Here is a 24,428-nt window from a genome sequence, read left to right as displayed (position 1 = left end):
GATCATCGCTGGTGCATCGGCAGGAGCGACGGTGGTCAACAGCGCGGGGTTCGCCCGCGCACCGCTTAGCCCTTCCTCGCCAAGGCTTCCAAACGCGCCGAAAGCCGGTTCATCCCGCGCGCGGTCGCGGCCTGCGCGGCCGTCCCGAAGTCCGTCGGCGCGTCGGGAGGACATGCCACTTCGATCGGCTGGAGCGTCGCGATCTTGCGGAACTCGCGCAGCTCGTCGGCCTGATTCCGGAGCGTCTGGGCCACCTTCGGGCGCTCGGCGTCCGCGTGGGCGATCGCGGTCTCCAGGTCGCCGTGCACGCGCAGGATCTCGCCGGCGGTCTTCTCGCCGATGCCCTTGGCGCCCGGGATGCCGTCGGACGGGTCGCCGCGCAGCGCGATGAAGTCCGGGACCTGGTCGGGCCGGATCCCGTACTTCGCCTTGACGCCCTGGACGTCCACCAGCTCCGGCCCGTCCTTGCCGCCGCGCGGGAACAGCACGGCGACCCGCTCGCCCACGCACTGGAACATGTCGCGGTCGCCGCTGAAGATCAGCACGGTGCCGCCGGCGTCGACCTCGCGGCGGGCGTAGGCGCCGAGCAGGTCGTCGGCCTCCAGGTCGCCCGCGTCCTCCCAGGACCACCCGAACGCGCCGAAGAACGCCGGCGCGTCGGCCCACTGCGGCGCCAGCTCGTCGGGCACCGGCGGGCGGTCGGCGTGGTAGCGGGGCAGCGCGGCGACGCGGTAGGACGCGGCCTCGGCGCCCGTGCAGAGGATCACCGCGCGCGGCGCGTGGCGCTCGACGGCCCACAGGACCTGGTTGGCGAACCCGAGCAGCGCGTTGACCGGTCGTCCGTCGGCGCCGGTGATCGACTTGGGCAGGCCGTAGAACGCCCGATACAGGAGCGACGGCGCGTCGACGACGAGAAGCGGCGGCATGCGGCCGCCTACTCTGACACGAGCCCCCGATGCCGAAGATCCCGACCTCACGCCTCGCCCGCACCGCGAAGTTCGGCGGCCTCGTCGCCGGCCAGTCCGCGCGCTGGGCCGGGACGCGGGTGGCCAACCGCCTGCGCACCGACGAGGAGGCCGAGCAGGCCGAGGCCAAGCGCGCGCTCGCGCTGGCCGACGAGCTGGTCACCCAGCTCGGCCAGATGAAGGGCGCGGCGATGAAGCTCGGCCAGGTCCTCTCGACCGTCGACTGGGAGCTGGTGCCCGAGGGCGAGCGCGAGACCTTCAAGGCCAAGCTCGCCGCGCTGCGCGACGACGCGCCGCAGGTGCCCTTCGAGCGGATGCGCAAGGTCGTCGTCGACGACCTCGGCGGCTCGCTGGACGAGCACTTCGCGCGCTTCGACGCCACGCCGATCGCCGCCGCGTCGATCGGCCAGGTCTACCGCGCCCAGCTGCACGACGGGCGCGACGTCGCGGTCAAGGTCCAGTACCCGGGCGTGGCCGAGGCGGTCGAGACCGACCTGCGCAACGCCGCGGTGCTGCTCCCGCTGGTCAAGCGCCTCGCGCCCGGCCTCGACGCCAAGGCGATCCTCAACGAGCTGCGCGACCGCATCGGCGAGGAGCTGGACTACGAGCTGGAGGCCCAGCACCACCGGCGCGTGGCCCGGGCCTTCAAGGACCACCCGTTCATCCTCGTCCCCGGCGTCGTGACGTCGATGTCGACGCGGCGCGTGCTGATCACCGAGTTCGTCTCCGGCCGCGGCTTCGAGGCGGTCAAGCGGCTCCCCGAGCCCGAGCGCGACCGCTTCGCCGAGATCTGCTTCCGGTTCTTCTACGGGTTGCTGCGCCGCGAGCGGATCGCCGCCGGCGACCCGCATCCCGGCAACTACCTGCTGGCCGACGACGGCCGCGTCTGCTTCCTGGACTTCGGCCTCGTCCGCCGCATGGACGCCGACTACCTCGAGCAGGAGCGCGAGCTGGCCCAGGCGGTGATCGACGGCGACGCCGACGCGGTCCACCGCCACCTCTCCGAGCTGGGCTACCTGCCCGACCCGGCGGCGTTCGATCCGCGGCGCGTGCTGGGCCAGCTGGCGGCGGCTGGCGAGTGGTACTTCAACCGCGGCTTCCGGCGCCTGGACCCCGAGTACGTGCGCGAGTCGATGGAGAAGGGCGGCTCGCCGGCCTCGGAGTACTTCGAGGAGATGCGCCGCCAGACGATCCCGCCCCAGGCGCTGCTGCTGCGCCGCATGGAGGGCCTGCTGTTCAGCGTCCTGGGCGAGCTGCGCGCGGGCGCCGACTGGGGGACGCTCGCGTTGGAGTACATCGCCGACGAGCCGCCGTCGACCGAGCTGGGTCGCGCCGAGGCCGACTGGCTCGCGAGCACGCGACGTCCATAGAATCCGTCGCATGGGAGCTACGGTCATCAACGGGCTGGACGACCTCAAGCGCCGGGCCGGCCAGGAGCTGGGCGTCAGCGACTGGCTGGAGGTCACGCAGGAGGCGATCGACGCGTTCGCCGACGCGACCGGCGACCACCAGTGGATCCACGTCGACCCGGAGCGCGCGAAGGAGACGCCGTTCGGCGGCACGATCGCGCACGGGCTCTACACGCTGAGCCTCGGCCCCCAGTTCTCCTACAGCCTGTTCGAGGTCACCGGCGTCGCCTTCGGCCTCAACTACGGCTACAACAAGGTCCGCTACCCGGCGCCGCTGCCGGTCGGGTCGAAGGTCCGCATGCGCGCGACGCTGACCGCCGTGGACGACATCCCCGGCGGCGTGCAGCTGACCGTCACCCAGACGTTCGAGCGCGAGGGCGGCGACAAGCCGGTCTGCGTGGCCGAGTCGGTCTCCCGGGTGTACGGCGGGTGAGCGCGGAGCCGACCTCACCGTTCGCGCCCGACGGCGCGCCGCTGGTCCTCCCGCGCGGGCCGCACGGCCTGGCGCGCGACGTCGTGCTGGCCTCGCAGCGCGGGCGCCTGCTGAGCGCGTTCGTCAAGCTCGCGGCCGACCGCGGCGTCGCGGCCGTGACGATCAGCGACATCGTCCGCGAGGCGGGCACCGCCAAGCGCACGTTCTACGAGCACTTCCGCGACAAGGACGACTGCTTCCTGCAGGCCTTCGAGGTCGCCTCCGAGCTGATGGTCGGCACGGTGGTGGACACCGTCGCGGCCGAGCCCGACCCGGTGCTGCGGATCGCCCGCGGCGCCCGCGCCTACCTCGAGGCGCTCGTCGCCCACCCCGAGTTCACGCGCCTGTTCCTGACGCACATGCGCGCCGGCGGCCCGCAGCTGGCCCAGCGCTGGACGGCCTGGGTCGAGTCGCTGGCCAACGTGCTGGTCCAGTGGCGCGAGGAGTCGCGTCAGGCGCGGCCGGACCTCGGCCTGCCGTCGCTGACCACGCTGCAGGCCACCGCGGCGATCTCCGCGGTCAACGAGATCGTCTCGATCACGCTGCTGCGCGACGGCATCGACGGCATCGGCCCGGTGTCCGACGAGCTGGTCGCGCTGACGGTGGCGTTCCTGACCGCCGACCCGCGGCCGCGCTGAGCGACGGACGCGCGGGGCGCGGGGGCGCGCCGCCCGGCTACGCGGCGCGCGCCAGCGGCGGCGCGAGCGTGGGCACGGTCCGCTCGCGCTGCGTGTGGTCCAGCTCGAAGTACGGACGGTCGGCGAAGTCCCCGAACCGGCGCAGCAGCGAGCCCGGGAGGTGGCCACGGCGCGTGCGGTAGAGCCGGACGTCGGCGTTGTAGATGCGCCGGCAGGACTGCAGCGCGCCCTCGATGGCGGTCAGGCGCGCCTCGACGTCGGCCAGGACGGACGAGCGGCCGAGGCGCGGGTGACGGGCGGCCGCGTCGGCGACGGGCGCGATGGCGGCGACGAGCTGGCGCTCGGCGGCCGCGCGCTCCCACGGCGTCGTCACCGCGAGCACGTGCTCGCGGGCGGCCACCAGGCGCGCGAGCGCCGCGTCGTCGGCCGCGGCCTCCGCCTGCACGGTGGCGATCAGCAGGGCCACGAGCCCCTGGCGCTCGCGGAGATGGAGGTCGATGGCGACCCACGTCGCGTCGGCGGCGCCGCGGGCGGCGGCCAGGCCGCGCCACGCGGTCGTCAGCCACAGCGCGGCGAGCACGAGCAGGACGAGCACCACGGTCAGGCCGGTCATAGGACGGCCATCGACGGCTCGCGGCGGGGCTTGAGCCCCGAACGCGCAAGCTCAGCGGACGTTGACCGAAGGACCGACGAGGTCGCCGAGCGTCACGCGGTAGGTCCCGGGGCCCGGCAGCGTCGCGGCGTAGCGCCCGGCGCGTCCCACGCGGGCGTGGCCGACCGTGCGCCAGCCGCGGCCGTCGCGGCGCTGCACGCTCAGCCGCTTGCCGCGCTCGACCGTGAACGTGCCGGTCAGCCGCGGCGCGGGCACGCGGGCGATCGCCGCGGCCTGGCCGCCGGTGGCGTCGATCCCGGTGCCGGCCGTCGCGCCGCCGTTGCCGGTGGACGCCGGCACGGTCGTGGAGGCCGGCGCGGTCGTCGTGCTCTTGGTCTTCGTCCCGCTGCCGCCGCTGCCGTCGTCGTCCGACGACGTGACCTTGCTGTTGGACGAGATGTAGGTGAACGTCGCCCACGTGTCGTAGAGGCCGAAGCGCTGGCGCAGCTGCGGTCCGGTGACCTGCGTGACCCCGCCCGTGCCGTTGACCTCGGCGCGCACGATCCGCGGCGACGCGCCGCGCTGCAGCACCGTGATCCCGCGGAACGACCCGCGGACCAACCCCTTCAGCTTGGCCTGCACCTTGGACTGCGAGTACGTGAACGGGCCCCAGTCGTGGCGCGGCGAGACCGAGTCGTAGGGGTCGTCGACGCCGCGCAGCCACGTCCGCGGCAGCGCGCCGATGAACGAGTCCTCGACGTTCTCGGTGTGGCCGCCGGAGGTCGAGAAGAAGTAGGTGGTGACGGCCTTGCCGTTCTGCGCGACGACCTCGTCGTCGGTGGCCGCGACCGCCGCGTCGGTCGACGGGAGCTCCGCCGCCACGCCCTTGTACATCTGCGAGCGCGTGTCGGCGTACTGCGTGAAGCCGTCGGTCGCGCTGCCCGCGTCGGTGGTCACCGCGTAGGAGCGCGCCGCGACGGCCTGCGCCTTCAGCGCCTCGGCCGGCCAGGACGGCGGCGACTCGGCGCTGACGACGCCGCGCACGTAGTCCTCCAGGCCGACCGCGTTGATCGCCTGCACCGAGGACCCGTTGGCCCGGACCTCCAGCGCGCCGCGGTAGCGGCCATTGGCCAGCCCGTTGGCGGCGCCGCCCTTCAGCGTGAACGCGCCGCCGGCGGGCGCCGCCAGCCGCAGCGGCGAGGCGTAGGTGCCGATCCGGCGCCCGGTCGCGCCGTAGAGCGCGACGCGCCCGCCGCTGACCCGCGCGCTGTAGGACGACCGCGCGCTCAGCTTCTTGGGGCCCGCCGCGACGACGCCGGTCACCCCCACGCTGCGCCCGCTCTGCAGCAGCACGCGCACCGCGTCCGGCGGGTCGGCCAGCTTCACCACGGCGGTGTCCTCGTAGTAGTGGCCGAGGATGTCGCGGTAGCCGGCGCCGTGCTGGGCGTAGCCCATCGCGCCGTACTGGCTCATCCCGATGCCGTGGCCGAAGCCGTGGCCCTTGACCACCAGCCGCGCGGCGGCGTGCGCGCCCGGCGCCACGGCGAGGGCGGCGGTCAGCGCGGTGAGCGAGACGGTGGCGATCCGGCGCATGCCGTTCACGGAACGCGGGCAGGCAGAGGGAGTTGCGGTGCTAGGTTCGGCTGGCATCGGTCTGAAGCGTTCAATCGAGGCAGGGTAGGGAAACGGAATGTCCAAGCGGCGCGCGTCCGACCTCTTCGTCGAGTGCCTGGAGGCCGAAGGCGTCAAGTACGTGTTCGGCATCCCGGGCGAGGAGACGCTGGACCTCAACCAGTCGCTGTCGCGATCGTCGGTCTCCTTCATCCCCGTTCGACACGAGCAGGGCGGGGCCTACATGGCCGACATGTACGGGCGGCTCACCGGACGCGCGGGCGTCTGCCTGGGCACGCTGGGCCCGGGCGCGATGAACCTCGTCACCGCCATCGGCGACGCGTTCCTGGACCGCGCGCCGCTGGTCGCGCTCACCGGTCAGGCCGACCTGGAGCGGATGCACAAGGAGAGCCACCAGTTCATCGACCTGGTCGAGCTCTTCAAGCCCATCACCAAGTGGAACGCGCGGGTCACGAGCCCGGACATCGTCCCCGAGGTCGTCCGCAAGGCCTTCAAGGTCGCCGAGTCCGAGAAGCCCGGCGCCACGCACCTGGAGCTGCCCGAGGACGTCATGGCCGCCCAGGTCGAGGGCCGTCCGCTGCCGCGTCGCCGCCCGGTCCGGCCCGAGCCCGCCGCGCGCGAGCTGCTCAAGGCCGCCGACCTGATCCGCAACGCGATCAACCCGGTCGCGATCGCCGGCAACGGCGCGGTCCGCGCGGGCGCGGCGCCCGCGCTGCGCGAGTTCTGCCGCGCGACCGGCATCGCGGTCGCCGAGACGTTCATGGGCAAGGGCCTGCTCGACTACGAGGACCCCAAGGCGCTGGGCACCGTCGGGCTGCAGGCGCGCGACTACGCGCTGGCGGGCTTCGAGGACGCCGACGTGGTCATCGCGATCGGCTACGACCTCGTCGAGCACGCACCCAAGCACTGGAACCCGCGGCGCGACAAGAAGATCGTCGTCGTGGACTCCGAGCCCGCCGAGATCGACGAGTTCTTCACGCCCGAGGTCGAGCTGGTCGGCGACATCTACCACGTGCTCACCCGGCTGGCGGAGGAGTGCCGGGACGTCCCGCACTCCGGCGGCTCGCCGCGGCTGCGGACGCTCGTCGAGGGCGCGCTGGAGCGCGCCGCCGACGACCAGAGCTTCCCGATGCAGCCGCCGCGGGCGCTCCACGAGATCCGCCAGGCGCTGCGTCGCGACGACATCCTCATCTCGGACGTGGGACTCCACAAGCTGTGGATCGGCCGGATGTTCCCCGCCCATGAGCCCAACACGGTGATGATCGCAAACGGTCTTGCAGGCATGGGCTTCGCGGTGCCCTGCGCGGTCGCCGCCAAGCTCGTGCATCCCGACAAGCGCGTGGTCACCGTCAACGGCGACGGCGGCATCCTGATGAACTTCCAGGAGCTGGAGACCGCGATGCGGCTGAAGACGCCGTTCGTCAACGTGGTCTGGGAGAACCGCCAGTTCGGCTCGATCGTCTGGAAGCAGGACAAGAAGTTCGGCGAGCACTTCGGCGTCGACTTCACCAACCCGGACTTCGTCAAGCTCGCCGAGGCCTTCGGGATGCCCGCCTGGCGCTGCGAGGCGCCCGAGGACTTCGGCCGCCACCTCCAGCGCGCGCTGACGCTGGACCTGCCGTCGCTGATCGTGCTGCCCATCGACTACTCCTACGACGTCGCCTTCGCCCAGGCCCTGGGCGACGAGACGGTCGCCAACACGTAGGCCATGGCCTCGACGCTCCAGGACCGCGCCGCCGCCCGGCGCGCCGCGCTGATCGAGGCCGGCGTCGAGCTGCTGGGGACCGTCGGCGCCGCCGGGGTGACGGTGCGCGCCGTCTGCCGCGGCGCGAAGCTGACCGAGCGCTACTTCTACGAGTCCTTCGACTCGCGCGACGCGCTGCTGCGCGCGGTCCACGCGCAGGTGGCCGAGGCCGCCCGCGAGACGATCGTCGCGGCCGTCGCGTCGGCGGCGCCGCACACGCCGGAGCGCGTCGCCCAGGCCGCGGTGGCGGCCTTCACGGCCTTCCTGGAGGCCGACCCGCGCCGCGGCCGCGTGCTGCTCAGCGAGTCGTTCACCGACAGCGTCCTCGCCCAGCACGACCTCGAGCTGATCCCGGCGTTCGCGGCGCTGCTGGTGACCCAGATCCGCGCGCTGCCCGACCCGCCCGACGACGTCGACGCCCAGCTGACCGCGGTCGCGCTGCTCGGCGCGCTGCGCACGCTCTACCTCACGTGGCTCCAGGACGACCCGTCGATCCCGGCGGCGCGGCTGAACGCGCACGCCACCGCGCTGGTCCTCGCCGCGGCCGAGATCCGGTCCGGGCACGCGGCATCCTGATTGACAACGCACGTTGTCACTGCCAGCATGCCCGCCATGCTCGGCCCCGACACGCTGACCTGGCGCCACTTCGGCGACGCCCGCGGGCTGCTGTTCGTCATCCGCCCCGGGGTCCTGCAGGCGATGCACCCGGCGATCGACGCGGCGCTGCGCCAGCACTCCGACTTCTTCGAGAACCCCTGGAACCGGCTGCTGCGCTCGTCGGGACCGATCCTCGGCGTCGTCTACGACGGGCCCGCCACGGCCGAGCAGACCGCCGGCTGGGTGCGCGACCAGCACCGGTCGATCAAGGGCAAGGACGCGTCGGGCCGTCCGTACCACGCGCTCAGCCCCGAGGCCTACTACTGGGCGCACGCGACGTTCTTCGAGTCCATCATCTCGGTCCAGGCCCACCTGGGCAACCCGCTCTCGCGCCTGGACCAGGAGCGGCTCTACGACGAGTCGATCGGCTGGTACGAGATGTACGGGTTGACGATGCGCCCGGTGCCGCCCGACTACGCGGCCTTCGAGCGCTACTGGGCCGACATGCTGGCCGACGGCCTGGAGGCCACCGAGGTCGCGCTTGGGACGTTCACGGGCGAGATGCGGCTGCCCGCGCCCTACCCGCTGCTGGAGGGGCTGCCGTGGATGACGCTGCGGCCGCTCTTCGCGCGCGTGCCGACGTTCGTGGGGCGCGGCACGCTGCCCGCGGCGGCGCGCGAGAAGCTCGGGCTGTCGTGGTCGAAGGCCGACGAGGTCGCGCTGCGCGGGCTGCTCGCGCCGCTGCGCCACGGCTGGCCGCTGGTGCCCGAGCGCTTGAGGTGGCATCCCCGTGCCTGGACGGGTGTTCGGCGCGAAGCGGCCCGAAACGCGGTCCGATCGAGCGCCGTCGCGCCAGATATGCGGTCTCCCGCCTGACATCTACCGGGAAGTGGGGATGAGGCGCGCTGGACCGATCTCCGATCCGGGACAGCGTGTCCCCGATCGTCTCGCTCCTCCTCTTCCTCGCCCTCGCGGTCCCGATGTCCGCCGCGCTGCTGGCGGCCGTCGCCCCGGCCCACACGCTGGCCCTCGAGGCCAAGTACGTGATCGGGCGCCTCGTCGCGCTGAGCGCGCTGATGATCGCCACCCCGCTGCTGATGTCGATCGCGCTCGCCGTCGTCATCACCTCCCGCGGCCCGGTCCTGTTCCGCCAGATGCGCGTCGGCGAGGGCGGCGAGACGTTCGCGATGCTGAAGTTCCGCTCGATGCGCGTCGACGACGCCGCGGCCGCCTTCGTGCCGGTCGCCGGCGCCGCGCCGGGCGGCGTCGAGGGCGTCGACCGCCGCACGGCCGTCGGCCGCTTCATCCGCCGCACGTCGCTGGACGAGCTGCCGCAGCTGTGGAACGTCGTGCGCGGCGACATGTGCCTGGTCGGCCCGCGCCCCGAGCGCCCCGAGCACGTCGACCGCTTCTCCGGCGAGATCCCCGGTTACGCGGCCCGCCACCGCGTCCGCGTCGGCCTCACCGGCCTGGCCCAGGTCGCGGGCGCCCGCGGCGCCGGCTCGTGCATGGCGACCCGCGCCCAGCTCGACAACGAGTACATCGACTCGTGGTCGCTGGGCCTCGACATGCGCATCCTCGGCCGCACGGTCGGGGCAGTGCTGCGCGGCGCGGAGTAGCGGTCCCGTTTGGCCGCTGCGGCGGCCCGGGCAGTCGTATCCTCGGCGGGACCAGAGACGACTGCAGGAAGGATCGTGAGCATGGCCGCGACGGCGGACGAGACCCGCGTCATCGAGTGGGTCAAGACGCAGCTGTACATCGGGGGGCAGTGGCGCGACGCGTCGGGCGGCGGCACGCTCGACGTCGAGGATCCCGCGACGGGCGAGACGATCGCGACGGTCGCCGACGCCACCAACGACGACGCCGACGCGGCGCTGGCCGCGGCGACCGAGGCGTTCGAGACCTGGCGCTGGGTCGCGCCGCGCGAGCGCGCCGACATCCTGCGGCGCGCCTACGACCTCATCGACGAGCGCACCGACGAGCTCGCCTTGTTGATGACCCTGGAGATGGGCAAGCCGATCGCCGAGTCCAAGGGCGAGATCGCCTACGCCAACAACTTCCTGCGCTGGTACTCCGAGGAGGCCGTGCGCATCAACGGCCGCTTCACGACCAACGAGGCCGGCAACGGGCGCGTGCTGACGATGCGCCAGCCGATCGGCCCGTGCCTGTTCATCACGCCGTGGAACTTCCCGCTGGCGATGGGCACGCGCAAGATCGGCCCCGCGCTGGCGACGGGCTGCACGTGCGTGGTCAAGCCCGCCAAGCAGACGCCGCTGTCGATGCTGGCGCTCGCGCAGATCCTCGAGGAGGCCGGGCTGCCCGGCGGCGTGGTGAACGTCCTGACGGCGTCGTCGAGCGGGTCGATCATGCAGCCGCTGATCGAGGACCCGCGCGTGCGCAAGATGTCGTTCACGGGCTCGACCGAGGTCGGCAAGACGCTCATCCGGCAGTCCGCCGAGCAGGTGCTGAAGGTGTCCATGGAGCTGGGCGGCAACGCGCCGTTCCTGGTCTTCGAGGACGCCGATCTCGACGCCGCGGTCGAGGGCGCGCTGCTGGCCAAGATGCGCAACGGCGGCGAGGCGTGCACCAGCGCCAACCGCTTCCACGTCCACGAGAGCGTGGCCGCCGCGTTCTCCGAGAAGCTGGCCGCGAAGATCGGCGCGCTGAAGGTCGGACGCGGCACCGAGGACGGCGTCCAGGTCGGGCCGCTGATCGACGAGGCGCAGCGCTCCAAGGTCGCCGAGCTGGTCGACGACGCGGTCGGCAAGGGCGCGCGGGTGCTCACCGGCGGCGCGCGGGTCGACGGCGCGGGCTACTTCTTCGAGCCGACGGTCCTGGCCGACGTGACCGACGACGCGCAGCTGCTGGCCGAGGAGATCTTCGGCCCGGTCGCGCCGATCACGACGTTCGCGTCCGACGACGAGGCGATCGCCAAGGCCAACACCACCGAGTACGGCCTGGTGTCCTACGTCTTCACCCAGGACGTCGACCGCGCCTTCCGCGTGATCGAGCGGCTGGAGACCGGCATGATCGGCTTCAACCAGGGCATGGTCTCCAACGCGGGCGCGCCGTTCGGCGGCGTCAAGCAGTCCGGCTTCGGCCGCGAGGGCGGCCCCGAGGGCCTGGACGAGTACCTGGAGACCAAGTACGTCGCCATGAACACCGGCGTGGGCGCCACCAAGCTGTAGTCGAAGGACTGTGGGCATCGGCGCCGAAGGGCGGCGCCGATGCCCCGCTTCGTGGATCTCACCGCTCCGATCACGCCATCGCCGGCCGAGCTGCCGGACATCCTGCGCACCGACGTGGAGTTCAGCGACCACGCGGAGGGCGCGAGGACGATCGAGGCGATGCTGGGCGTCGGGCCCGAGCTGCTGCGCGACGGCGAGGGCTGGGCGGTGGAGACGTTCACGCGGCTGGGCACGCACAACTCCACGCACGTGGACGCGCCCTACCACTACAACTCGACGATCAGCGGCGAGCCCGCCAAGACGATCGACCAGCTGCCCTTGGAGTGGTTCTACGCGCCGGGCGTGGTGCTTGACATGTCGCACAAGGCCGACGGCGACGCGATGACGGTGGCGGAGGCGCAGCGCGCGATCGATGCCGCCGGCCACGACCTCCGGGCCGGCGACATCGTGTTGGTGCGCACCGACCGCGACCAGTTCCTCGACGCCCTCGACTACATGGCGCGTGGACCGGGAGTGACCGTGGAGGCGACCCGGTGGCTGCACGAGCAGGGGGTGCGCGTGATGGGCATCGACGCCTGGGGCTGGGACGCGCCGCTGCACCTCCAGGCCGCCGAGGCCAAGGAGCGGGGCGAGGCCGGGATCTTCTGGGCGGCGCACCAGGCGGATCTGGAGTACTGCCAGATCGAGCGCCTGGCCAACCTGCGCGAGCTGCCGCCGACCGGCTTCCTCGTGTCGGTGTTCCCGCTGCGCCTCGTCGGCGGATCGGCGGCCCCGGCGCGCGCGGTTGGCATCATCCCCTCCTAGATGGGAACGAAGTCCAGGCTCGTCGTGGCGCTCGCCGCGGTCGCGGCGGCGCTCCTCGGCGGGGTCGGCGCGGCGGTCGTGCTCGGCGCCGGGGCGCAACGTCCGACCGGCGAGGCGCTGGTGCCGCCGGCGATCGAGGGCGGTCCGGACGGGCGCCTGGCGGTCGCCGGGCCGTGGGTGATGGCCGACGACCCGTCCGACGTCGGCGAGCGCGACGGGTGGCCGCAGGGCGGGTTCCCCGGGCAGCTGACGACCGTGCCGCGCGTGGCCAACGCCGCGACGGTCACCGGCGCGACGGGCTTCGCCAACTGGCGCGGCGGGATCACCTGGTACCGCACGACGCTGACCGCGCCGCGCACCGGCTCCTACGCGCTGCGCTTCGAGTCCGTGCACCACATCGCGACCGTGTGGCTGGACGGGCGCCAGATCGCCACGCACACCGGCGCCTACCTGCCCTTCGAGGTGTCGCTGCGCCTGCGCGCCGGGATCGAGCACCGCCTGGTCGTGCGCGCCGACTACCGCTACCCGACGCGCCAGAAGCGCACCGGATGGCACCGCACGTGGTTCAACTACGGCGGCCTCAACCGCGAGGTGACGCTGCGGCCGCTGGCGCCCGTCGCGATCGAGACGCCGGCCCTGCGGACGCGCCTCTCGCGCGGGGCCGCGATCGTCGACGTCTCCGCGAGCGTCCGCAACCGCGACAGCGGTGGGTCACGCGACCTCCAGGCCCGCGGCAGCCTCACCCGCGCCGGTCGCGTCATCCGCTTCCGGTTCCCGCCCGTGCACCTGGGGCCGGGGGAGACCCGCCGCGTGTCGACCCGCGTGGTCGTGGGCTCGCCCGCGCTCTGGCAGCCCGGGTCGCCGTCGTTGTACACCTTGCGTCTCGCGACGCCCGACGGCGGCGGCTGGACCCAAGACGTAGGCCTACGGGAGATCCGGCGAGAGGGGCGCACGCTGCTGCTCAACGGCGAGCGCCTGCGCCTGCACGGCGCGTCGATCCACGAGGACGCCGAGGGCGACGGCGACGGCCTCACGCCGGGCGAGATGGACCGCATCGTCGGCGAGCTGAAGGCGATCGGCGCCAACGCGACGCGGGCCCAGCACGCGCTCGACCCGGCGCTGCTGGAGCGCCTGGACCGCGCCGGGATCCTCGTCTGGCAGGAGATCGGCCCGGTCGACGCGCCCGGCGCCTGGACGTCCTCGACGCCGGAGCTGGCCCACGCCGCCCGCCAGCGCGTGCGCGCGTCGGTCCACCAGCTGCAGCTGCACCCGTCGATCATCGCCTGGAACCTGGCCAACGAGATCGCCGGCAACGGCCACGACCCCTCGCAGGTCGCGTTCGTCAGCGACATGGCCCGGGAGCTGCACCGCGAGGATCCCGGCCGCCTGGTCGCCGTCGACGTCTGGGGCTCGCACCCGCCCAAGGACCCGGGCGAGATCTACAAGAACGTCGACGCGGTCTCGTTGACCAACTACATCGGGTGGTACCAGGGCGCCGACGAGACGCGCTCGCAGATCGCCTCGCGCCTGCACGACACCGTTCTCGGCTTCACCCGGCTGTTCCCGCGCAAGGTCACGCTCGTCTCGGAGTTCGGCGCCGAGGCCAACGCCGCGAACCCCACCGCCGCGCCCGGCGGCTACGGCTACCAGTCCTGGCTGCTGCGCCGCCACATCGCCACCTACCGCGCGCTCCCCCAGCTCTCCGGCATGTTGGTGTGGAACCTCCGCGACTTCGGCGTCGCGCCCACCTTCGCCGGCGGCTCGATCAAGAAGCTCATCCCCACCATCTCGATCACCCGCGGCCTCAACACCAAGGGCCTCTACGACTACGCCGGCCACCCCAAGCCCGCCGCCCGCGCCGTCGCCCACGCCTTCGCCAAGCTCGGCACCGGCCTCCAGCCCCAGCGCCGGCCCTAGCCCTAGCCCTCCGTCCAGGCCCACCTCCGATCCGGGTCACCTACGACGTCACATGAACGTCGAAAGTGACCCGGACCGTCGGCTTGCCGTGCTCGCCGACCGGCAACTCGGCGTCGTGACCCGTCACGACCTGCTCGCGTGCGGCCTCTCGCGCACCGCCATCGCCGATCGCGTCGGGCGGGGCAGGCTGCGCGTGCTGTATCGAGGGGTCTACAGCGTGGGCCACCGCCGGCTCAGGCGAGAAGCCGAATGGCTTGCGGCGGTGTGGGGCAGCGGTCGCCGCGCCGCGCTGAGCCACTGGCAGGCCGCGGCGCTGTGGGATCTCCTGCCGTCACGCGGCTCGCGCATCCACGTGACGACGCCCTCGCGATCGGGTCGCATCCCGAACGCCGAGCGTGTGGTCCTGCACCGCGTCGGCACGCTTCGCCCCTGGGAGATCACCGTGACGGACGGGATCCCGGTGACGACCACCGCACGAACCCTGCTCGACCTGGCCCCTCACCTGCGATCGCGCGCGCTCGAAGACCTCATCGGGCGTATGGATCGCCTCGGCCACTTCGACCTCGTCGCGGTCCGCGGCTGCCTGGACGACCATCGGCGCACGCCCGGAGCGCCGAAGCTCCGTCGCCTCCTCGACGACCTCCACGGCGTCGGCGCAGCCGACCTCCGCAGCGTGCTCGAGGCGCGCTTCCTCCAGCTCTGCGACGACCACGGCCTGCCCGTCCCGCTGGTCAACGGCCGCGTCGCAGGCTTGTTGGTGGACTTCTTCTGGCCGGACGCGGCCCTCGTGGTCGAGACCGACGGCTACGCCTTCCACGCCACGCGGTCCGCCTTCGAGCGCGACCGCGAGCGCGACCAACGCCTCGTGATCGCCGGCTACCGCGTGGTCCGCGTGACCTACCAGCAGGTCATGCGGGCGCCCGCGGAGGTCGCGCGGCGCCTCCGGGCCCTCATCCACGGATCCGGGTCACTGCCAACGTCGATGTGACGTCGGGAGTGACCCGGACCGCGAGGCGGGCGGGCGCGCGCCCTAGACCGCCTGGTTGCCCGCGGCGATCTTGCGCAGGTTGATGGTCTCGTCGTAGAGCTTGGCGTCGACGCCGGCCTCCAGGGCGACCTCGCGGAGGGGGCGGCCGGAGTCGGCGGCGGTCTTGACGATGGCCGCGGCGGCGTCGTAGCCGATGGCGCCGTTGAGCGCCGTCGCGGCGGCCAGCGTCGCCTCGGCGGAGGCCTTCGTGCCGTTCTTGTTGACCGTGATCCCGTCGACGCACTTCTCGGCGAAGGCGACCGACGTCGTCGACAGCAGGTGGATCGACTGCAGCAGGTTGCGCGCGATCAGCGGGATGCGCACGTTCAGCTCGAACTGGCCCTGCATGCCGCCGATGGTGATCGCGGTGTCGTTGCCGATGACCTGCGCGGACACCTGCAGGACGACCTCCGGCAGCACCGGGTTGACCTTGCCCGGCATGATCGACGAGCCCTTCTGCAGCTCGGGCAGGAAGATCTCGCCGATGCCCGCGCGCGGGCCCGAGCCCATCAGCGCGATGTCCTGCGCGATCTTGGTCAGCGACACGGCGACGACCTTCAGCGCGCCCGACAGCTCGACCAAGGCATCGCGGTTGGCCTGCGCCTCGAACGGATCGGCCGGCGGCGCGATCAACTTCAACTTCGACTCGCGCGCCAGGCGCTTGCGGACCTCGGCGGCGAACTTCGGGTGCGTGTTGAGGCCCGTGCCCGTGGCGGTGCCGCCGAGCGGGATCTGGCCGACGTGCACCAGCGCGCTCGCGATCCGCTCCTGCCCCAGCCGGATCTGCGCCGCGTAGCCGGCGAACTCCGCGCCGAGCGTCACCGGCACGGCGTCCATCAGGTGCGTGCGGCCGGACTTCACCACGTCCTTGAACTTCTTGGCCTTGCGGTCGAACGAGCGCTCGAGCTGCTTCAGCGCCGGCAGCAGCGTGTTGGTGGCCTGGTCGAGCGCGGCGAGGTGCACGGCGCTCGGGAACACGTCGTTGGAGGACTGGCCGAAGTTCACATGGTCATTGGGATGCGCGCGACCCTCGGTCAGCGCGCTGATGACCTCGTTGGTGTTCATGTTCGACGACGTGCCGGAGCCGGTCTGGAACACGTCGATCGGGAACTGCGTGTCGTGCTCGCCGTTGGCGATGGCCTCGCCGGCGGCGGCGATCTCGGCCGCGAGCTTCTTGTCGAGGTTGCCGAGGTCGGCGTTGACCAGGGCGGCGGTGCCCTTGATCCGCCCGAGCCAGTGGATGACCGACAGCGGGACGGTCTCGCCGGAGATCGGGAAGTTGTCGACGGCCTTCTTGGTCTCGCCGCCGTACAGCGTCTTCTTCTTCACAGGAGGCATGGCCTTGCAGCCTACGACTTGCCTGACGCGGGCGCCGCGCGCGTGATCCCGATCCGCGCCGAGCCCGGCACCGCGATCGTCAGGCTGCCGTCGCCGGCGCTGCGGACCGTCGAGCGCCGGGTCGCGCCGGACTTCAGGCGCAGCGTCACGCGGTAGCGCGTGCGGTGCGCGTAGCGCGTGGACGTGCGGATCGTCGTCGCGCTGTCGGTGCTCACCCGCAGCGACCGCGCGGTCACGTCGGTCAGCGATCGCCACGACAGCCGGTCGCGCGCGGCGCGCACCGTGTACCCGCGCACCGTCCACGTCCGCTCGGTCGCCCGGAACGACCACTTCGCCAGGGCGGTGGCCGGATGGGCGAACGTCGCGGACAGCCACGGCAGCGTCTGCTTGAGGTCGCGCGACCACAGCTCGGGGTCATGGCCGCCGCGGCCGTAGTCGACGTAGGTGCGCGGGATCCCGAGCGCCCGCAGCCGCGCGGCCAGCGACGCGCTCTCCTGGAAGATCACCGGCTCGATGTCCTCGCCACCGCCGCCCTCGCCCTCGCCGGTGTAGATCGACAGCGCGACGCCGCGCAGGTTCGCGGCCAAGTCATAGGGATTGTGTCCGCGCCAGGCGATCTGCGGGCCGTCCCAGGAGCCCCACGGCTCGGCGCCGACCAGCGACGGCGCGGCGCCCTTGGGCACGCCGAGGTCGTCGGCGCCGCTGAAGGACGCCGCGGCCGCGAACAGGTCGGGGTGGCGCGCCGCGTAGCTCATCGCGCCGAAGCCGCCCATCGACAGCCCCGCGATCGCGCGCTGGGACCGCGCCGCGAGCACCGGCTCGTGGGCGTCGATCCACGGGATCAGCTCCTTGACGTGGAAGTCCTCCCAACGCGGCTTGGCGCCCTTGGGCCAGTTCGTGTACCAGCCCTCGCTGCCGCCGTCGGGCATGACGACGACCAACCCCATGCCCTCGGTCAGCTCCTCGGCGTCGAGCTGGTCGGTCCAGTTGGAGGCGTCGGCGTCGCTGCCGTGCAGCAGGTAGAGGCTGGGGTAGCGCGCGCTCGGATCGGCCGCGGCCGCGCGCGGGAGCAGCACGCGCACCTTCACCGGGTCGGCCAGCGACGGCGACGTGAACGTCAGCTCGGTCAGCCGGTCGTCCAGCGCGGTCGAGGAGACGAGCTCGAGCCCGGAGGCCCGCGCGCCCGCCGCCGGCCCCGCCACGAGCGCCAACACCATCAACAACAACAGCTTCCGCATCGCTGTCCATCATCCCCGATCGGCTAGGCCAGGAACGCCAAGAGCTCGCGGGCGACCCCTACAGGATCGTCGTAGGCGATCAGGTACCCGGTCCCCGGCAGCACGCGCAGCATCGCGTCGGGCAGCAGGTCCAGCGCCTCCTCGGCGCCGCGCAGCGGATGGTGGTGGTCGTCGTCGGCCCACAGCAGCAGCACCGGGAAGTCCAGGCGCGGCAGGAGGTCCAGCACCTCGCGCCGCGCCCCGCGCGGCAGCGCGCGGGCCAGCCGCGCCCACGACCGCGCGAGGTTCGCGTTGCCGCCGACGTCGGCCATCGCGTGGCGCACGAGGTCGGCGGCCTCGGGGACGCCGCGCGCGGTCAGCGCGGTCCCGCGCTCGGGGCGGAAGGCCAGCCGCGCCGCGTGGCCCGCCACGCGATCGAGCCCCGGCAGCCCGGCCACCCGCGCCGCGCCGCGCCACGCGGCCTGCGCCTTCTCGCGCTCCGGCGGGCGGTGCAGTCGGCACGGCATCAGGACCAGGCGCCCCGGGCGCAGGCGGCCGAGCTCGATCGCGCGCACGAGCAGGTCGGCGCCCAGCCCGTGGCCGCCGACCAGCGGCCGCCGTCCCGCGACGTCGGTGCAGAAGTCGGCCAGCACCGCCGCCAGCCAGTCGAAGGTGTAGGGGTGGCGCGGGCGGTCCTCGGAGTCGCCGTGCGCGGGCAGGTCGGGGAGGATCAGCCGGAAGCGGTGCTCGAGGTCGGCGACCGCCGGCTCGAACTCGCGGTGGCTGAGCGCGACCGAGTGCACGAGCACCAGCGGCGGCCCGGTGCCGATCTCGCGGTAGGCGATGCGCGCGCCGTCGGCCGCGTGCCAGAGCCGGAGCCTCACCCGCCCGCCCGTCCCGCCGCCGCGCCGCGCGCCAGCGCGGCGGTCACCGTCGCCGGCCCGTCCACCAGCACGGCGCTCGTGGTCTCCACGCGCCGCGCCAGCTCGGCCGCGACGCCGTTGGAGCGATCCGCGCCCGCGCCGATCGCGCCCGACAGGTACCCGAGCTGCAGCGCCGCGCGCGCGTCGCCCGCCCGCGCCCGCGTCGCCAGGCGCTCGGCGACCGTGTGGACGAGGACGCCGAGGTTCTGCAGGTCCGCGTCGGTCTTCACGTGGCGCGTGCACGCCGAGATCGGCACGTCGCCGGGCAGCCGCACCGTGCCGGGCGCCGCCGTCAGCGCGCGCTCGTAGTCGGCGCGGGAGGTGTCGACGCAGGCGCGCGGCATCGGGGGCTCGGGCGACCCGCAGGCCCAGGAGCAGAGCGCGAGGCTCACGGCGGCGAGGGCGGCGGTGCGCCTCATCGGCCCATCGTAGAGTGGCGAGGGTGCCGTCCGGGAGCGAACCGTCGCGAGGCCGCGGCGTCGACCGCGAGATCCTCCGGCTCGCCGTCCCCGCGCTGGGCGCGCTGGCCGCCGAGCCGCTGTACCTGCTCGCCGACACCGCGATCGTCGGCCACCTCGGCACGCGCCGGCTCGCGGCGCTCGCGCTCGCGGCGTCGATCCTCAGCGCCGTCGTCACGCTGTGCAACTTCCTCACCTACGGCACGACCGCCCAGGTCGCGCGCCTGCACGGCGCCGGGCAGGACCGCCGCGCCGGCGAGATCGCCGCGCAGTCGCTGTGGCTGGCGGTCGGCATCGGCGTGGCGGCGACCGCGCTGGTCGTCGCGCTGGCCGACCCGCTGATGGCGCTGGTCGGCGGCTCGGGCGCGACCGCCGACCTCGCCGCGCGCTACCTCCGGCTCTCCGCGCTCGGGCTGCCCGCCGCGCTGATCGCGCTGGCCGGCCAGGGCTACCTGCGCGGCGTCGGGGACCTCCGGTCGCCGCTGGTCGTCGTCGTGGCGGCCAACGCCCTCAACATCGTCCTCGAGCTGCTGTTCGTGTACGCCTTGCGCTGGGGCCTGGACGGCAGCGCGCTGGGCACCGTCGTCGCGCAGGCGGCGATGGGCGCGGCGTTCACCATCATGTTGCTCAAAGCGCCCGCCACGAGCCGCCGCCCCCACGCCGCCCAGCTGCGCTCGCTGGCGCACATGGGCGGCCACATCGTGGTCCGGACCGGCTCGCTGCTGCTCGCGTTCCTGGTCGCCGGGGCGGTCCTGGCCCGCGAGAGCGACGACGCCCTCGGCGCCCACCAGATCGCCTTCCAGGTCTTCATCTTCCTGGCCCTGGTCCTCGACGCGATCGCGATCGCGGGCCAGGTCCTCGTCGGCCGCCTGCTCGGCGCGGGCGACGCGCCGCGCGCGATCCACGCCGCCAACCGCATGTGCCGGTGGTCGGTGGTGGGCGGCCTCGTCATGGCCGCCGCGCTGCTGGCCACCACGCACGTCCTGCCCAACGCCTTCACCGACGACGACCAGGTCCTCCACGAGGCCGCCACCCTCTGGCCGCTGTTCGCGCTCATGCTGCCCGTCGGCGCGCTGGTCTTCGCGCTGGACGGCATCCTGCTCGGCGCCGGCGACACCCGCTACCTCGCCTACGCGATGGCCTTCAGCGCGATCGGCGTCTTCCTCCCGATCGCGCTGCTGACCGCGCGCTTCGACTGGGGCGTCACCGGCGTCTGGGCCGGCATCGACGCGCTGATGGTCGCGCGCCTGGCGACGATCGGCGCGCGCTACCGCAACCGCCGCTGGGTCGTCACCGGCGCGACCGCGCTCGCGGCGCGCTGAGGGCCTACCCGCGGTCGCTCGCGGCGGCGACGCTGGCCTCCGCCTCGGCCTCGAGCGTCTCGCGCAGCGAGTCCGGCAGCTGCGCGGCCTGCTGGGACTCGTAGTCGAAGCCGACCAGGACGCCGTAGCCCTCGGCGGCCAGGCGCGTGCCGACGCGCATCTCGAACTCGACCCGGAACGAGGAGCGCTTGACGTTGCCGATCGAGCACTTCACCGCGACCTCCTCGTCGAAGTGCACCGGCGAGCGGTAGTTGATGTGGCACTCGGCGAAGATCAGCCCGAACGCGTCGCCCTCCGGGCGGGCCGGGTCGTGCGACGGCACCAGCTCGCGCAGGTACGCGATGCGCGCGGTCTCGAAGTACCGCAGGAACACCACGTTGTTGAGGTGGCGCATGGCGTCGAGGTCGCCGAAGCGGACCTTCTCGATGTGGGTGAAGCTCATACGGCTCTAGTTCTCCGGTCCGAGGGGTTCCGGCAGCTCGAATCCGCGCGCGGCGCACCCGCGCTCGATCTGCTCGATCACAGACTCCATCACCTTCACGCGCGCGAAGCGCTTGGACTCGCCCTCGACGAGGATCCACGGCGCCTCGGGCAGGTCGGTGCGGTCGAGCATCTCCTCGACCGCGTCGACGTACTGCGGGCGCTTCTCGCGGTTGCGCCAGTCCTCCGCGGTGATCTTCCAGCGCTTCAGCGGGTCCTCCTGACGGCGCTTGAAGCGGTGCAGCTGCTCGTCGGGCGAGACGTGCAGCCAGAACTTCACGACGATCGCGCCGTCGGCGACCAGCTGGCGCTCGAACTCCGCGATCTCGCCGTAGGCGCGCCGCCACTCCTCCTCGTGCGCGAAGCCCTCGACGCGCTCGACCAGCACGCGGCCGTACCAGGAGCGGTCGAAGATCGTCATGCCTCCGCGTCCGGGCAGCGCGGGCCAGAAGCGCCGGAGGTAGTGGTGGCGCTTCTCGTCGGGCGTCGGCGCGGAGTAGGCCGCGACCCGCACGTGGCGCGCGTCCAAGGGCCCGACCAGACGGTTGATCGCGCCGCCCTTGCCCGACGCGTCCCAGCCCTCGAAGACGAGGATCAGCGGCGGCCCGAGCGCGTCGCCCTCGTGGAGCCTGCCACCCAGCGCGAGCCGCAGCTGGGCCAGGCGACGACCGCCGAGCATCAGCCGCTCGTCCTGCTCGTGGCGCTTGAGCTTCTTGGTGAGATCGAGGTCGTCGAGCCTGCCCATCGCGCCATCATGCTCTCAGACGGTGCGGTATCTACCGCGTGAACGGCCGAAACCTGCGCAAAGCCGTGCGACCGCGTTCAGTTGGCCTTTCGCGGCACAACACTGCTGTTCATGACGCGGTCCACGCATACGAGTCGCCTTGGTCTCACGACCTCCGAGGCGGCGCGACACCTAGGTGTCTCTCTCTCGACCGTCCGCCGGTGGTCCGACATGGGCTACCTGCGCGGCTATCGGACCCCGGGCGGCCAGCGCCGCTTCCCGGTCCAGGAGCTGGACGAGTTCGTGTCGTCGCTGGAGGAGCGCACGAGCGGCACGGGCCGCTTCGCGCGCGACGTCCCGGCGGAGGACGAGCTGCCGCTCACCGCCGACGAGTAGGGCACCAGTTACAAGGGGGAAAACCGGGGCCGCGGCCTACCCGCCGGCGGCCTCGTTCATACGGCGCTCGATCGCGAGCTCTTCGTCGTAGTCCGCCGCGTCGGCATGGCGGTAGTCCGTGCCCTGGCCGGCCAGCAGCTCCGCGAGCGCCTCGACGTAGCCGGCGTCCAGCTGCTTGCCCGCGACCCGGCGCAGCTCGGTCAGCGCCTCGAACGAGGACAGCCGCGTCCGGTAGGTGTCGGGCGCCGTGAGCGTGTCGTACACCTCGGCGACCGCGATGATCTTCGCGATCTCCGGGATCTCGTCCGCCGTGAGGCGGTGCGGATAGCCCTTGCCGTCGGGCCGCTCGTGGTGGGCGACGATGATCTCGCTGATCGGCCCGTAGACGCCGATGTCGCGCAGCATGTCCGCGCCCAGCTCGGGGTGGCGGCGGATCGCCGTCCAGTCGTCCTCGGTCAGCACCACGCCGCGCTCCATCACGCGGTCGCTCAGCGCGAACCGCCCGATGTCGTGCAGCAGCCCGGCCGTGTGCGCCAGCTCCTGGTCGCGCTCCGACATCCCGACGTGCGCGGCGATGTCCCGCGCGAAGCGGGCGACGGCGGCGCAGTGGCGCGCCGCGCGGTGGTCGCGGGCGTCGAGCGTCCGGATCAGCCCGCTCAGCACGCCCCACGACAGGTTCGCGTACTCGCGCGTGCGCTCCCGCGCGGCCATCACCAGCCGCGTCATGTAGGTGAAGGCGACCAGCGCGACCAGGACGAGCGCGATCACGGCGAAGCCGGTCTGGGCGTACAGCGAGCCGATGCCGGTCACCAGCGCGATGTTCAGGGCGAAGGCCGGGAAGAGGTGCACGGGCGGCTTGAAGGCCTCGCTCAGCGGCGTGGCGTAGGCGATCGCGCGATCGAGGTCGACCGAGACGATGTTGACCAGCAGGACCGCGCACGAGGCGACCGCCAGCGCGATCGCGAAGCCCGCCGACTCGTGGTCGAGGTCCAGCGCGCGGAACGCCACCGCGGCGAGCACGGTCGGCAGCGTCGTGCCCGCGACGTTGATCAGCAGCGGCAGCGGCCGGTAGCGCTCGACCGACCATCCGACGAGTTCCGCGGCCACCGGCAACACGAACGCGCCGGCCGGGCCGAGGAAGCCTGCGGCGAGGATGCCGCAGAGAAACGCGCCCGAGATGAAGATCGTCGACCGGAGGTCGACCGCGACCAATCGAGAACCGATGGCGCAGGCGAGCAGGGCGATCCACAGCGGATCGTCCAGCTTCCCCGGGTCGGCCACCGCGAAGCCGAGGCTCACGGCGATCCCGACCCATGCGATGGCGGCGGCCAGCTGTGGACGACCAGCCGCTTGCGACTCGGTCACGGGCCAGACGCTACAGAACGCTCCCGCGCGGGACGAACGCGGGAGCGGAGCCGGGGCTCTAGCGGCCGCCGTAGTACCCGGCGAGCGACGCGATGACGGTGAGGACGCCGGCGTAGGGCAGGACGCGGAGCTTCAGGTTGTTCATGGCAATGCCTCCCGATGAAGTTTGTGGACGAATGACGGGCGGCGAGCGTAAGCTGACTTTGTGGCTCTGCACGGGAAGTTGCGCAAAATCGATGCACTTTGGCCATCAGGCGGGACTAAAGCTGTACGCCGTGATCCCGTTGAACGCCCGTGCGCACGCTGAAGACCTCCGAAGCGGCTGCCGTGCTCAACGTCAGCCCCAACACGCTCCGCGCGTGGGAGCGTCGTTTCGGCTACCCCAAGCCCCAGCGCTCGCCGGGGAAGCACCGCCTCTACACGCACGGCGAGATCGCCGCGCTGCGCGACGCGCTCCAGGAGGGGCTGTCGATCTCGTCGGCCATCTCGCGGGCGCGCGAGTCGGTCGCGGCGGACACGCACGTGCTCGTCGGGGCGCTCGCGGCCTACGAGCTGGAGCGGGCCGACGCGGCCATGGAGGGCGCGCTGGCGCTGCGCTCCGTGGAGCGCTCGGTCGAGGAGGTCCTGCTGCCGTCGCTGGAGGAGATCGGCGACCGGCACGGCACGGAGTCCGCGCCGTGGGCCCTGGCCGCCCGTTGGGCGGGCGAGTGGCTGCTGCGCGCCCAGCGCCTGTCGCCGCCCGCGTCGTCACGGCCCTCGGTGCTGCTCGGCGACGCCACGCGCGACCAGCTCGATCCCGACGCCCTGGCGCTGCGCGCGCTGGAGCTGTGCACGACGCGCGTCGGGCTGCGCACGGTCACGCTGCCGGTCACCGGCCTGGCCGGGCTCGGCGACGTCCTCGGCGCCTACGCGCCGCGGGTCGTCGTGATCGCGGGCGGCGAGGAGAACGACGACCACGTCGCGCGCTGGGCCTACCGCGTGCGGGCCGCCGCCGGCGCGCTGCCCGTGCTGCTGTTCCACCGCTCCGGTCGCGGCGATCGCACGCGCACGACCGGCGCTCGTCATCTCGCGGCCGCGCCCACGCTCGCCGCGAGCCAGCTGCTGGACCTTGTCGAGGGCAGCAGCCGGGAGGTCTCCGGCGGAGAGGACGCCGCGGAGTACGACGACCACGCCCACCAGGCACCGGCACCGCGCCGGATGTCCGCCTAAGGCCTGAGGAG

At 73.1% G+C, this 24,428-nt stretch carries 24 protein-coding genes; 14 read left to right on the top strand and 10 right to left on the bottom strand.

Features of this window, described 5'->3' with window-relative positions; genetic code table 11:
- Positions 1–65: 65 nt before the first annotated feature.
- A complete protein-coding gene (locus VFG42_RS17935) occupies positions 66–926 on the bottom strand; it encodes a 5'-3' exonuclease (RefSeq protein WP_324910143.1) in 861 nt (286 codons plus the stop codon).
- A gap of 29 nt (positions 927–955) precedes the next feature.
- Here VFG42_RS17935 and VFG42_RS17930 point away from each other — a divergent pair, with 29 nt between their 5' ends.
- The 3 genes from VFG42_RS17930 to VFG42_RS17920 are packed head-to-tail and all read left to right on the top strand — an operon-like array spanning position 956 to position 3,484.
- Positions 956–2,335, top strand: coding sequence for an AarF/ABC1/UbiB kinase family protein (locus tag VFG42_RS17930; RefSeq protein WP_324910142.1), 1,380 nt, complete (start codon positions 956–958; stop codon positions 2,333–2,335).
- A gap of 10 nt (positions 2,336–2,345) precedes the next feature.
- A complete protein-coding gene (locus tag VFG42_RS17925; RefSeq protein WP_324910141.1) occupies positions 2,346–2,807 on the top strand; it encodes a MaoC family dehydratase in 462 nt (153 codons plus the stop codon).
- A complete protein-coding gene (locus tag VFG42_RS17920; RefSeq protein WP_324910140.1) occupies positions 2,804–3,484 on the top strand; it encodes a helix-turn-helix domain-containing protein in 681 nt (226 codons plus the stop codon). Before VFG42_RS17925 ends, VFG42_RS17920 begins: the two co-directional genes overlap by 4 nt.
- 37 nt (positions 3,485–3,521) lie before the next feature.
- Here the strand turns inward: VFG42_RS17920 and VFG42_RS17915 are convergent, their stop codons facing one another.
- Positions 3,522–4,097 carry a LemA family protein gene (locus VFG42_RS17915; RefSeq protein ID WP_324910139.1) on the bottom strand — a complete coding sequence of 192 codons (576 nt, stop codon included), beginning with the start codon at positions 4,095–4,097 and terminating at the stop codon, positions 3,522–3,524.
- A gap of 51 nt (positions 4,098–4,148) precedes the next feature.
- Positions 4,149–5,669: a SpoIID/LytB domain-containing protein gene (locus tag VFG42_RS17910; RefSeq protein ID WP_324910138.1), complete on the bottom strand. Its 1,521-nt coding sequence runs from the start codon at positions 5,667–5,669 to the stop codon at positions 4,149–4,151.
- A gap of 97 nt (positions 5,670–5,766) precedes the next feature.
- On the opposite strand from VFG42_RS17910, the gene VFG42_RS17905 reads away from it, so the two are divergent.
- The 8 genes from VFG42_RS17905 to VFG42_RS17870 all read left to right on the top strand — a co-directional run bounded on the left by VFG42_RS17905 (position 5,767) and on the right by VFG42_RS17870 (position 14,946).
- Positions 5,767–7,413, top strand: coding sequence for an acetolactate synthase large subunit (locus VFG42_RS17905; protein WP_324910137.1), 1,647 nt, complete (start codon positions 5,767–5,769; stop codon positions 7,411–7,413).
- A gap of 3 nt (positions 7,414–7,416) precedes the next feature.
- Positions 7,417–8,028: a helix-turn-helix domain-containing protein gene (locus tag VFG42_RS17900; RefSeq protein ID WP_324910136.1), complete on the top strand. Its 612-nt coding sequence runs from the start codon at positions 7,417–7,419 to the stop codon at positions 8,026–8,028.
- A 27-nt stretch (positions 8,029–8,055) separates the two neighbouring features.
- The gene (locus VFG42_RS17895; protein ID WP_324910135.1) at positions 8,056–8,925 is read left to right on the top strand and encodes an oxygenase MpaB family protein; all 870 of its coding nucleotides are present in this window, start codon (positions 8,056–8,058) and stop codon (positions 8,923–8,925) included.
- A 56-nt stretch (positions 8,926–8,981) separates the two neighbouring features.
- A complete protein-coding gene (locus VFG42_RS17890; RefSeq protein ID WP_324910134.1) occupies positions 8,982–9,668 on the top strand; it encodes a sugar transferase in 687 nt (228 codons plus the stop codon).
- Positions 9,669–9,749: 81 nt separating this feature from the next.
- The gene (locus VFG42_RS17885; protein WP_324910133.1) at positions 9,750–11,237 is read left to right on the top strand and encodes an NAD-dependent succinate-semialdehyde dehydrogenase; all 1,488 of its coding nucleotides are present in this window, start codon (positions 9,750–9,752) and stop codon (positions 11,235–11,237) included.
- 39 nt (positions 11,238–11,276) lie between these two features.
- The gene (locus VFG42_RS17880; protein ID WP_324910132.1) at positions 11,277–12,041 is read left to right on the top strand and encodes a cyclase family protein; all 765 of its coding nucleotides are present in this window, start codon (positions 11,277–11,279) and stop codon (positions 12,039–12,041) included.
- A complete protein-coding gene (locus VFG42_RS17875) occupies positions 12,042–13,958 on the top strand; it encodes a glycoside hydrolase family 2 protein (RefSeq protein ID WP_324910130.1) in 1,917 nt (638 codons plus the stop codon). It abuts the gene before it with no gap.
- A gap of 52 nt (positions 13,959–14,010) precedes the next feature.
- The gene (locus VFG42_RS17870; RefSeq protein ID WP_324910129.1) at positions 14,011–14,946 is read left to right on the top strand and encodes a type IV toxin-antitoxin system AbiEi family antitoxin domain-containing protein; all 936 of its coding nucleotides are present in this window, start codon (positions 14,011–14,013) and stop codon (positions 14,944–14,946) included.
- Between the two features lie 42 nt (positions 14,947–14,988).
- On the opposite strand, the gene VFG42_RS17865 is transcribed toward VFG42_RS17870, so the two are convergent.
- From VFG42_RS17865 to VFG42_RS17850, 4 genes are read right to left on the bottom strand one after another with little or no spacing between them, the layout of a single operon-like run.
- Positions 14,989–16,323 carry a class II fumarate hydratase gene (locus tag VFG42_RS17865; protein ID WP_324910128.1) on the bottom strand — a complete coding sequence of 445 codons (1,335 nt, stop codon included), beginning with the start codon at positions 16,321–16,323 and terminating at the stop codon, positions 14,989–14,991.
- Between the two features lie 11 nt (positions 16,324–16,334).
- Positions 16,335–17,561 (bottom strand): alpha/beta hydrolase family protein, encoded by a 1,227-nt coding sequence (locus VFG42_RS17860; RefSeq protein ID WP_324910127.1) that lies wholly within the window; start codon positions 17,559–17,561, stop codon positions 16,335–16,337.
- Positions 17,562–17,584: 23 nt separating this feature from the next.
- Complete coding sequence (locus tag VFG42_RS17855; RefSeq protein ID WP_324910126.1) at positions 17,585–18,424, bottom strand: alpha/beta hydrolase; 840 nt, start codon at positions 18,422–18,424, stop codon at positions 17,585–17,587.
- Entirely contained in the window at positions 18,421–18,882 is a 462-nt protein-coding gene (locus tag VFG42_RS17850) for a hypothetical protein (RefSeq protein ID WP_324910125.1), read from the bottom strand. The genes VFG42_RS17855 and VFG42_RS17850 overlap by 4 nt, the downstream gene beginning before the upstream one ends.
- 23 nt (positions 18,883–18,905) lie before the next feature.
- Between VFG42_RS17850 and VFG42_RS17845 the strand changes: the two genes are divergently transcribed.
- Positions 18,906–20,243 (top strand): MATE family efflux transporter, encoded by a 1,338-nt coding sequence (locus VFG42_RS17845; RefSeq protein ID WP_324910124.1) that lies wholly within the window; start codon positions 18,906–18,908, stop codon positions 20,241–20,243.
- 4 nt (positions 20,244–20,247) lie between these two features.
- Here the strand turns inward: VFG42_RS17845 and VFG42_RS17840 are convergent, their stop codons facing one another.
- Complete coding sequence (locus tag VFG42_RS17840; protein ID WP_324910123.1) at positions 20,248–20,685, bottom strand: thioesterase family protein; 438 nt, start codon at positions 20,683–20,685, stop codon at positions 20,248–20,250.
- Positions 20,686–20,691: 6 nt separating this feature from the next.
- Positions 20,692–21,468 (bottom strand): UDP-galactose-lipid carrier transferase, encoded by a 777-nt coding sequence (locus VFG42_RS17835; protein ID WP_324910122.1) that lies wholly within the window; start codon positions 21,466–21,468, stop codon positions 20,692–20,694.
- Positions 21,469–21,579: 111 nt separating this feature from the next.
- Here VFG42_RS17835 and VFG42_RS17830 point away from each other — a divergent pair, with 111 nt between their 5' ends.
- Positions 21,580–21,843: a helix-turn-helix domain-containing protein gene (locus VFG42_RS17830; protein ID WP_324910121.1), complete on the top strand. Its 264-nt coding sequence runs from the start codon at positions 21,580–21,582 to the stop codon at positions 21,841–21,843.
- A 36-nt stretch (positions 21,844–21,879) separates the two neighbouring features.
- Here VFG42_RS17830 and VFG42_RS17825 read toward each other — a convergent pair whose 3' ends face one another.
- Positions 21,880–23,208: an HD-GYP domain-containing protein gene (locus VFG42_RS17825; protein ID WP_324910120.1), complete on the bottom strand. Its 1,329-nt coding sequence runs from the start codon at positions 23,206–23,208 to the stop codon at positions 21,880–21,882.
- A 294-nt stretch (positions 23,209–23,502) separates the two neighbouring features.
- Here VFG42_RS17825 and VFG42_RS17820 point away from each other — a divergent pair, with 294 nt between their 5' ends.
- A complete protein-coding gene (locus tag VFG42_RS17820) occupies positions 23,503–24,417 on the top strand; it encodes a MerR family transcriptional regulator (RefSeq protein ID WP_324910119.1) in 915 nt (304 codons plus the stop codon).
- Positions 24,418–24,428 lie beyond the last annotated feature (11 nt).

It is taken from the genome of Baekduia sp. (assembly GCF_035685985.1).
Classification (GTDB): domain Bacteria; phylum Actinomycetota; class Thermoleophilia; order Solirubrobacterales; family Solirubrobacteraceae; genus Baekduia.
The sequence above is the reverse complement of the archived record's forward strand: the minus strand, read 5'-3'. Positions and strand labels throughout refer to the sequence as shown.

Coding starts and splice junctions, on each gene's coding strand:
- VFG42_RS17930 (WP_324910142.1), top strand. CDS start 956: ATGCCGAAGATCCCGACCTCACGCCTCGCCCGCACCGCGAAGTTCGGC.
- VFG42_RS17935 (WP_324910143.1), bottom strand. CDS start 926: ATGCCGCCGCTTCTCGTCGTCGACGCGCCGTCGCTCCTGTATCGGGCG.
- VFG42_RS17910 (WP_324910138.1), bottom strand. CDS start 5,669: ATGCGCCGGATCGCCACCGTCTCGCTCACCGCGCTGACCGCCGCCCTC.
- VFG42_RS17865 (WP_324910128.1), bottom strand. CDS start 16,323: ATGCCTCCTGTGAAGAAGAAGACGCTGTACGGCGGCGAGACCAAGAAG.
- VFG42_RS17900 (WP_324910136.1), top strand. CDS start 7,417: ATGGCCTCGACGCTCCAGGACCGCGCCGCCGCCCGGCGCGCCGCGCTG.
- VFG42_RS17895 (WP_324910135.1), top strand. CDS start 8,056: ATGCCCGCCATGCTCGGCCCCGACACGCTGACCTGGCGCCACTTCGGC.
- VFG42_RS17835 (WP_324910122.1), bottom strand. CDS start 21,468: ATGGGCAGGCTCGACGACCTCGATCTCACCAAGAAGCTCAAGCGCCAC.
- VFG42_RS17840 (WP_324910123.1), bottom strand. CDS start 20,685: ATGAGCTTCACCCACATCGAGAAGGTCCGCTTCGGCGACCTCGACGCC.
- VFG42_RS17850 (WP_324910125.1), bottom strand. CDS start 18,882: ATGAGGCGCACCGCCGCCCTCGCCGCCGTGAGCCTCGCGCTCTGCTCC.
- VFG42_RS17925 (WP_324910141.1), top strand. CDS start 2,346: ATGGGAGCTACGGTCATCAACGGGCTGGACGACCTCAAGCGCCGGGCC.
- VFG42_RS17915 (WP_324910139.1), bottom strand. CDS start 4,097: ATGACCGGCCTGACCGTGGTGCTCGTCCTGCTCGTGCTCGCCGCGCTG.
- VFG42_RS17885 (WP_324910133.1), top strand. CDS start 9,750: ATGGCCGCGACGGCGGACGAGACCCGCGTCATCGAGTGGGTCAAGACG.
- VFG42_RS17870 (WP_324910129.1), top strand. CDS start 14,011: ATGAACGTCGAAAGTGACCCGGACCGTCGGCTTGCCGTGCTCGCCGAC.
- VFG42_RS17875 (WP_324910130.1), top strand. CDS start 12,042: ATGGGAACGAAGTCCAGGCTCGTCGTGGCGCTCGCCGCGGTCGCGGCG.
- VFG42_RS17860 (WP_324910127.1), bottom strand. CDS start 17,561: ATGCGGAAGCTGTTGTTGTTGATGGTGTTGGCGCTCGTGGCGGGGCCG.
- VFG42_RS17880 (WP_324910132.1), top strand. CDS start 11,277: ATGCCCCGCTTCGTGGATCTCACCGCTCCGATCACGCCATCGCCGGCC.
- VFG42_RS17905 (WP_324910137.1), top strand. CDS start 5,767: ATGTCCAAGCGGCGCGCGTCCGACCTCTTCGTCGAGTGCCTGGAGGCC.
- VFG42_RS17830 (WP_324910121.1), top strand. CDS start 21,580: ATGACGCGGTCCACGCATACGAGTCGCCTTGGTCTCACGACCTCCGAG.